Below are 8,617 nucleotides of genomic sequence, written 5' to 3'. Positions count from 1 at the left end.
TTTGCCGCCGAAGCCGGCGCCGGCAGCGTGGTCGTGCATCTCGGCGGCGTCGGCAGCGCGGGCGTGCGCGGCGACAGCCGCCTACGCGGCATGTTTGCCAGCGGCAAGAGGAGCGGCCCCGAGGTCGAAGAGGCCCGGCGTGAAGCGGCAGACGAGCGTGCCCGCCGTGCGCCGCCGGCGCTGGCGGCGGCGGCGCGCAGCCTTGAGGCGATCGCCGGCCACGCGCGCGGACGCGGCGTGCGCCTCGGCATCGAGACGCGCATGTGGTATCACGAGATTCCGCTGCCCGACGAGGCGCTCTCGCTGCTGGCGGACTACGACCCGGCCGAGGCCGGCTACTGGCACGACGTGGGCCACGCCGAAATCCTGCACCGCCTCGGTCTCGTGCCGCGCGAGGAGTGGTTCGCGAAGCTGGGCGGGCGCGTCGTCGGCTGCCACCTGCACGACATGCAGGGCATCATCGACCACCGTGCGCCGGGGCTGGGCGACGTGCAGTGGGACTACGTCGCCCGCGGCGTGGCGCCCGCGCCGATCCGCACATTGGAGATTAACCAGCACCAGCCGGAGCCGGCGCTGACCGAGGCGCTCACCCTGCTGCGGCGCGAGGGCGTGCTGCCGGCGTAGGGGAGCCCGCGCCAGGCGGCGGCCTGGAAAACCTTCGCAGCACCGCGGCACGACCTGCATCGCCCACGCATAACGCAAGCTCGGACGAGGCTGCCAATCGTGAGCTATCTCTCCCATCTCGAATGCCCAAAGTGCGGCGCGACGTACCCGGCGAACGAGCCGGCGAATTTGTGCGTCTGCGGCTCGCCGCTGCTGGCGCGCTACGACCTGGCGCGGGCGGCGGCCGAGCTGAAGCGCGAGGCGCTTGCCGGCCGCGAACCGACGATGTGGCGCTACCGTGAGCTGTTGCCGGTGGCAGACGCGGCCAACATCGTCTCGCTGGGCGAGGGCTTCACGCCTGTGCTGCGGCTGGCGCGCGCCGGCGCGCGCTTCGGCATACCCGAGTTGTGGATGAAGGACGAGGGGCTGAACCCGACGGGCAGCTTCAAGGCGCGCGGCGCCGCGGCCGGCGTCTCGAAGGCGAAGGAGCTGGGCATCGCCGAGATCGCCATGCCCACGGCGGGCAACGCGGGCGGCGCCTGGGCGGCCTACTGCGCCCGCGCCGGCATCAAGGCGCACATCGTCATGCCCGCCGACGCGCCGGCGATCAACCAGAAAGAGACCTGGGCCTGCGGCGCCGAGACGTATCTTGTGCGCGGCCTGATCTCCGACGCCGGCCGCATTATCGGGCGCGCGGCACAGCGCTACGGCTGGTTCGACGCCAGCACGCTGAAGGAGCCGTACCGCATCGAGGGCAAGAAGACGATGGGCTTCGAGCTGGCCGAGCAGTTCGGCTGGCGGCCGCCGGAGGTCATCCTCTATCCCGCGGGCGGTGGTGTCGGCCTGATCGGCATCTGGAAGGCGTTCGACGAGCTGCGTGCCCTCGGCTGGCTGGCGGCAGACGTGCGCCCGCGTCTCTTCGCCGTGCAGGCGGAGGGCTGCGCCCCGCTGGTGCACGCCTTCGCGGCCGGCCGCGAGGACTCCGACTTCTGCGAGGGCGCGAGCACGATCGCCAGCGGCATCCGCGTGCCGAAGGCGCTGGGCGACTTTCTGGTGCTGCGCGCCGTGCGCGAAACCGGCGGCGCCTGCGTGGCCGTGAGCGACGCGGAGATCGCAGCGAAGATGACTGAGCTCGCCGCGCTGGAAGGGACGCTGATCTGCCCGGAAGGCGCCGCCACGCTTGCCGCCGCGATCCGCCTGCATGAGCAGGGCGCGATTCAGCCGGGCGAACGTGTGCTGCTGCTGAACACGGGCACGGGCCTGAAATACCCCGAGCTGCTGGCCCCGGACTTGCCCGTGCTCGATCCGGCAGATGACATCTGAGCGGCCCGACGAGGCAATAGGAAATGGGGAGGGCGCCCCTCGTCCTCTATTCCCAATTGCCTATTCCCTGCTCCCTGTTCCCTGTTTCCTCGTCACGGTGTGTCGCGCAGGGACGGCACGGCCAGCACGGGCACGCCGGTGAGCGCGGTGACCACGCCGACGATCAGGAAGACGGCGCGGATGCCCAGCGCGTCGGCGGCGAAGGCGCCCACGACCAGCGAGAGCGGCCGCCCCATCTGCGCCAGGCTGTCGTAGAAGGCGTAGACGCGGCCACGGAACTCGTCGGCGCTCTGCTCCTGCACGATCGTGGTGGCGGCGATGTTGGCGATGCCGATGCCGGCGCCGCCCACCGCGCCGATCGCCATCGTCGGCCAGAGCGGCAGCCCCAGCGCGAAGCCGGCTGAGGCGATGCCGGTGCCCACGATCGCCGCGCCCGCCAATCGCCCCTTGCCCAGGCGGTTGCCCCAGACATAGACGATCACCGCGCCGACGGCGAAGCCGACGAAGATGATCGAGGTGAGCGAGCCAAACTGGATGGCGCCGCTCTTCACCACGCGCTTGATGTACAGCGGGATCAGCAGCGGCAGCGGCGAGAGCATGAAGTTCAGCACGGCGCCGACGACGATCACCGCCCGCAGCCGGGCGCGGTGATGAATGTAGCGGAAGCCGGCGGCGATGTCGCGCAGGATGTCGGAGCCGCTGCGCGTGGCGCTGCCCGGCGCCTTGTAGACACGGGCGCTCCGCCGGCGCAGCACGAGCAGCACGGCGGCCGAGCCGAAAAACGAGACCGCGTCCACCCAGAAGACGCCGAGCGCCCCGGCCAGCGCGATCAGCGAGCCGCCGATCGCCGGGCCGGCGATGAACAGCACCTGGCGGGTGAACTGCAGCAGCGCGTTGGCGCTGGTCAACTCCTCGGGCGGCACGAGGCTGGGCGTGAGCGCGGCCTTGGCCGGGTCGAAGAACTGCCCCGCCAAGCCCAGCAGGAACGACATCACCGTCAGTTCCCAGACGTGCAACGGGCTGATGGCGTTGATGATCGGGATCAACAGCACGATCACGCCGCGGCTGATATCGGAGGCGAGCATCGTGGAGAGCCGCTCCCAGCGGTCCACAAGCGCGCCGGTGAAGACGCCGAAGATGTAGGGCAGCGTCTGCGCGACGAGGATGGCGCTGAGCGCGAGGCCGGAGCTCGACGAGCCGTGCGCCAGGTTGATCGTCAGCCAGATCAGGGCGATGGTCATCATCCCGTCGCCGACCTGGGAGATGATCTGCGCCAGCCAGACCAACCGCAGCGGACCGTACTTGAGGGCGCCGAAGTAGCGCTGCCAGCCGGAAGGCGCCCGCGGCACATGCGGCCGCGCTGCAGGCGGCGGTCCCGCGCTGTCCGGCGTCGCAGGGTCGGGCTGGCGCGTCGCCTCCACGTCCACTCCGGCGGCCCCTCCCCGTCTTCGTCGTCACGCCAGAGGGACCGTGTCCATCCCGCCCACCGGCCGCCATCCCGCCCCGTCGGACCATTGTAGCGCCTCCTGCGCGGACGCCGCGCCGCGCCCGGGGACGCCCGCACGGGGTATGTCAAGTTGCAGACCGTCAGCCGGCGCTGATCGGTTTGGACGCCGGCGCCCGCGATCGATGCTCGTCACGATCGATCGTCTGGGCGCGAAACGATCCGCGGGACGGCGCGGCCGTGTCGCTGTACCTGCCTATACTGAAAGGAGTTTGTTCGAATAACGAATGTTCGCGGCGGCCGCCGGCACGCTTGGAAAAGCGGCGCCTTCGGCGCCATTGAACGATACCGGTGATGGAGGAGCACCATGCGGCGCTATCTCGGCTTCGGCGGTCTCGCCCTGCTGGCGCTCGTGCTGCTGGGCGCGGCGTGCAGCGCCACGCATGCCTTCGCCTCGCCCTACCAAACCGGCCTCTACTATCCGTACTTGCCGTGGTACTGGGGCGGCCTGTACACGCACTACGGCTGGAACACGACCCACTACGTCGAATACCACGGCGGCTACACCCGCGGCGGCACGCTGGCGCCGGGCTACAGCTACGATCCGACGAGCAACACCGTGCACGCGCCCTCGGGGCAGCCGGTCTACGCCGACCCGCACGCGCTGAACGAGATCAAGCCCGCGAACGGCGCCCCCGACCCGCACACGCTTTCGGGCGGCTCGCCGGCCTACCACGCGGCGGCCGGCGGCTGCTCCGGCCAGAACAGTTGCACCGGCGGCGGCAACGCAATCAGTAATAAGGGCAGCGGCGGTTCGTCGGGACCGGGCAGCGGCTCCTCCTCCTCGGGCGGCTCGGCCTGTTCGGGGCAGGGCGGCTGCACGGGCGGCGGCGGCGCCGTTTCGAACAAGTCGGGCGGAGGCGCGCCGGTGATCGGCGGCAGCGGAGCGGTAAACGGCTCCGGCGGCAACGGCGGCTCGGGCAGCAAGCCCGGCAGTGCAGGAGGTTCGAAGCCGTCCAAGTCGTCCCGGCCCTCGAAGTCGGGCGGCTCCTCGCATTCGCACGGCGGCAAGCACTAGCGCGGCGAGGGCGGGGCCCTCGTCCGCACCCCCGTGATCTTCCACTGATCCCTCTCCCAATGCTGGAGAGAGGGAGAGGGGCGATCGGTGGCAGGAAGTTCCGGGACGGCGCCGGGCTACCGGGCATGGTAGGGGCCGTTCGCGAACGGCCCGTCGCCGCGCAGCTGCGCGCCCGCTAACCCGACATCATCGTGCTCCAGCTCCGCTCGGCCGCGCCTGCTCTCCCGTACGCTCGTGAGCGGACGCAGAGCTTCCAGCCTCCGCGTATGGGAGAGCAGGGGAAAGGGGTTATGAAGGCTCCCGCTCGCTTGCGATCCAGTCGGAGAGGAGCTGCAGGTAGCGGTTGCGCCGCGCCAGCAGCGCGGGCTTGCCGCCGAAGACGCGGGCGCGCAGCAGCTCTTTCTCTGCCGTTGGGTCCGTGCCGCTGACCGCGTAGACGGCCGCCGGCTCGATCGCAAGCGGTGTGTCGCTGGCGCCATCCCAGCCGGCCGGCGCCACGGTAAAGCCCAGGCGCGCCAGCGGCGGATCCCACGAGGCGTCCACCGTTACCGGGCCGGCCGGGCCGATCGCCGTCAGCGCCGAATGCACGTCGGGCAGCGGCCCCGCGTCCAGCAGCCCCTGCAGCGCCGGCGGCAGGGCCGGCGGGCGCACGCTCAGGTCGCCGATGACCAGCGTGTGGGCGCAGGGCACGCCCGCGGCCGCGAGCAGCTCGGCCAGCAGGTAGTTCTTGCCGGAGCAGGTGCCCCAGCCATGCGCAAGCGTGTGCGCCGCGTCGCGCGGCCCCGGAAAGCGGTAGGGCAGCGCCTGCACGAAGGCGAACAGCGCCACGAGCGGTTCGCGGCCGTCGCGCGCCAGTACCGCCAGCGCCGCCTCCGCGAAGACCGCGGCAGGTTCGGCAGGTCTCTCAGTAGTTGCATCGTCGGATTGCGCCTGGCGCATTACCGGCCCCCGCTGCCCGTTCTCCGCAATTTTCGCACGTTTCAGGGCTGCGTGGGCCGTGCTCAGGAGAGGGCCGGGGGATCCGCGTCGAGCGGCAACACGATCGTGAAGAGCGAGCCGTTGCCTTCCGCACTCTCCGCGTGCACGGAACCGCCGTGCTGCTCCACGATCTGGCGCACACCGGAGAGGCCGATGCCGGTGCCGACGATCTTGCCCGGCACGTTGGAGCCGCGGTAGAAGCGATCGAAGATGCGCGGCAGGTCGGCCGCGGGCACGCCGATGCCGGCATCGCGGATGCGCAGCACGGCAACCCGCTCCGGCTCGCCTTCGCAGGCGAGGCTGACGGTAACGTCGCCGCCATCGGGGCTGTAGCGCACGGCGTTGCTGAGCAGGTTGGAGATCGCCCGCTCCAGCCGCGCCGGATCGAACAGGCCGTAGAGCGCCTGCGGCGCGATCTGCACGTCGATGCGGTGCAGGTGGGTGAGCCGCTGGTGCTCGGCGGCGACGCTGTGCACCAGCGCGGCCAGGTCGCAGATCTCGCGATTCAACTCCAGCGGCCGGCCGGTCTCCAGCCGCGTCAGGTCCAGCAGCTCACCCACCAGGCCGGACATGCGCGTCACGGCGGTGTCGATCGTGCCCAGCGCCTCCCGCGTCGCGCCGGCGTCGGGCGCCGCCAGCTTCGCGGCGCGGCGCTGCAAAATCTGCGTCATGCCGCGAATTGCGGTGAGGGGCGTCTTCAGATCGTGCGAAGCGCTGGCGAGGAACTCGTCACGCACGCGCAGCGCCTCCTGCGCCTCGCGGTGCAGGCGGGCGTTATCCACCGCCGTGGCGGCGCGGCGGGCCAGGTCTTCCGCCAGGCGCAGGTCGTCGGGGCCGTAGGGGCGCTGCGGATCGGTGCGGGCGAGGCTGAGCACGCCGAGCGTGCGCCCGCGCGCCAGCAGCGGCACGTACATGATCGAGGTCGGGTTGTAGGCGCGGGCGAGGCGCAGGTGCTCGGGGTCGCGGGTGGCGCGGGCGAGGAAATCGTCCGGCACGATCGGCAGCAGCACGGACTGCCCGGTGCGCAGGGCCTTCGGCGCGCCCTCGGGTGTCTCCCGGCGCGGCGGGTAGTTGCGCAGCGCCCGCGCCAGGTCTTCATCGGCAGGGTCGGCGCAGCAGACCGCGACGCGGCGCACCTCATCGTCCTCTTCCACGAGATCGACGAAGCACCAGTCGGCCAGCGCCGGCACGGCCAGGCGGGCGGCATTCTCCAGCGTCGTGGCGTAGTCCAGCGAGGAAGCGAGCACGGCGCTGGCGCCGGCGAGAAAGGCGAGCCGGCGCTGCGCCGCCTCGGCCGTGGCGCGCGCCTGGCGCTCGGCCTCGTAGAGGCGGGTGCGTTCCAGCGCCTGGGCGCACTGGCGGGCCAGCGCCAGCAGGAAGGCGCGCTCCTCGGCGGTGAACTGCCGCGCCTCGGGGAAGTTCAGCCCCATGCCGCCGATCACGCGCCCTTCGAGCTTGAGCGGCAGCAGCGCCGAGGCGACGCTGCCGGTGCTGGGCCGCAGGCTGCCGAGCAGCGGGTAACGCTCCTCCCAGTCGCGGTTCGATTCGAGCCAGACCGGCTCGCCCGTGCGCGCCGCGTCGGCGATGGGCGAGCCGGCGTTGGCACGGAAGCGCTGCCAGTTGCTGGCGATGCGGCGTGAATAGCCGGTCTGGCCCAGCATCTCGAACTCGGAGCCGTCGTCGCGCAACAACGCCACGTAGCCGGAGGACGCGCTCACGGCAGAGACGGCCTGATCGACGATCACCGCGGCGACCTGGGCCGGCGTCTGCGCCTCGGCCAGCGAGGCGGTGAGCGCCTGCAGGCGCGCGGTGCGCTCGCTCGCCAGCTCGGCGTCACGACGGGCGCGGCGTTCGGCCTCATAGAGGCGGGCGTGATCGACGGCGAGGGCGGCGCGGCGGGCAAGGTCTTCAGCCAGGGCCAGGTCGGACGGGCCGAAGGGCCGCTGCGGATCGGCCGAGACGACGCCGATCGCGCCGAGCACCCGATCGTTCACCCGCAGCGGCACGGCCATATACGACGTGATCGGCACGGCGTGCCGCGATTGTTCACCGTCCGCGCCTTCGGTCAGCAGCTCGAGCTGTGCCGCGGACACACCGCCATACAGCACGGAGCGACCGGAGCGCATGGCCACGGCGATTGGGTGCTCACTCTCCCTTTCCAGCGAGCACCGCCGAAAGGCGCCCAGCAGCACCTCGGCGCGCACCGAGCCGTTGTGCGCCGCCTCGACGGGGCCAATCGGATCGCTCGCTCCGGGGATGTAGACCAGGCAAAGCTCGCCGAGGGCAGGCACGGCCAGGCGGGCGATGCGCGCCAGCGTCTCGCGCGAATCGAGCGAGGCGCCGAGCACGGCGCTGGCCTCACTGAGGAAGCGGCCGGCGTCTTCGAGCTGGCGAGCGCGCAGCATGGCGCCCACGGTGGCGATCAGCGCCGGCGACGCCACCGGCTTCAGCAGATAGCCATCCGGTCCCGGCGCGGCTTCGACGGCGCTCTGCCCCTCGCGCGAGGAGTCGGCCAGATGCAGCACGGGGATCGGCGCGGTGCGCGGGTCGGCGCGCAGGTGGCGCTGCAGCTCGGAGCCGGCGAGGCCCGGCAGGTCCGCGTCGAGGACGATCAGATCGGGCAGCCGCGCCGCCAGCGCCAGCGCCTCCTCGGCGCTGGCTGCCTCGGTCACCTCGAAGCCGGCTTCGCGCAGCGCGCGGCTACTGCCGGCACGCGCGGCGGCGCCATCGGCATTCAAGATTACGGAGCGCGGCTTCTCGATCACGAGAGGCTCGCCTGTATCCGCCGGCGCCGCGGAAACGCCGCTCGGTCGTTGCACGCTGCAATACCACGTATTCAGTGTGATGCAAAGTTATCACCGAAAGCTTGCGGCGGGCAATCACGGAGCGACGGAGCCGAAAAAGAAAGGCAACATGTACGATGCTGCCGCGCGGCCCGAGGACGGGTGCTCGCGATGGCAAGGGTAGAGCGAATGGCTTCGGCCGCTCCTGGACGCACAACGGGGGCGCGGCGTCGCGACGCCCACGCCCCCGTTGTTTACTCCCGCGCGGCCATGGCCGCGTCGGGTGAGATACCCGCCGTCCGCTCTCCCGCTGCCGAACCGCGGCGGCTTGCTCCATGATGATGCGCCGCGCGCCCAGCGCCACGGATCGATCGCTGGATATACCACCCACCCGTACGATCGGACCGG

General features: G+C 71.7%; 6 protein-coding genes. 3 read left to right on the top strand and 3 right to left on the bottom strand.

Features of this window, described 5'->3' with window-relative positions; genetic code table 11:
- Both VKV26_12445 and VKV26_12440 read left to right on the top strand, forming a co-directional pair.
- Window positions 1–624, top strand: a 624-nt coding sequence (locus VKV26_12445) for a TIM barrel protein (GenBank protein HLZ70702.1), incomplete at its 5' end; no start/stop codon positions are given.
- Window positions 625–723: 99 nt separating this feature from the next.
- Complete coding sequence (locus VKV26_12440; protein HLZ70701.1) at window positions 724–1,926, top strand: threonine synthase; 1,203 nt, start codon at window positions 724–726, stop codon at window positions 1,924–1,926.
- A 92-nt stretch (window positions 1,927–2,018) separates the two neighbouring features.
- Here VKV26_12440 and VKV26_12435 read toward each other — a convergent pair whose 3' ends face one another.
- Window positions 2,019–3,347 (bottom strand): MFS transporter, encoded by a 1,329-nt coding sequence (locus tag VKV26_12435; protein ID HLZ70700.1) that lies wholly within the window; start codon window positions 3,345–3,347, stop codon window positions 2,019–2,021.
- A 390-nt stretch (window positions 3,348–3,737) separates the two neighbouring features.
- Between VKV26_12435 and VKV26_12430 the strand changes: the two genes are divergently transcribed.
- On the top strand, window positions 3,738–4,448 hold the full coding sequence (locus VKV26_12430) for a hypothetical protein (protein ID HLZ70699.1): 711 nt from the start codon (window positions 3,738–3,740) through the stop codon (window positions 4,446–4,448).
- A gap of 288 nt (window positions 4,449–4,736) precedes the next feature.
- Here VKV26_12430 and VKV26_12425 read toward each other — a convergent pair whose 3' ends face one another.
- Both VKV26_12425 and VKV26_12420 read right to left on the bottom strand, forming a co-directional pair.
- The gene (locus tag VKV26_12425; GenBank protein HLZ70698.1) at window positions 4,737–5,387 is read right to left on the bottom strand and encodes a hypothetical protein; all 651 of its coding nucleotides are present in this window, start codon (window positions 5,385–5,387) and stop codon (window positions 4,737–4,739) included.
- A 62-nt stretch (window positions 5,388–5,449) separates the two neighbouring features.
- Entirely contained in the window at window positions 5,450–8,191 is a 2,742-nt protein-coding gene (locus VKV26_12420; GenBank protein HLZ70697.1) for a GAF domain-containing protein, read from the bottom strand.
- Window positions 8,192–8,617: the final 426 nt, after the last annotated feature.

Source organism: Dehalococcoidia bacterium (genome assembly GCA_035310145.1).
Lineage (GTDB): Bacteria > Chloroflexota > Dehalococcoidia > CAUJGQ01 > CAUJGQ01 > CALFMN01.
The sequence above is the reverse complement of the archived record's forward strand: the minus strand, read 5'-3'. Positions and strand labels throughout refer to the sequence as shown.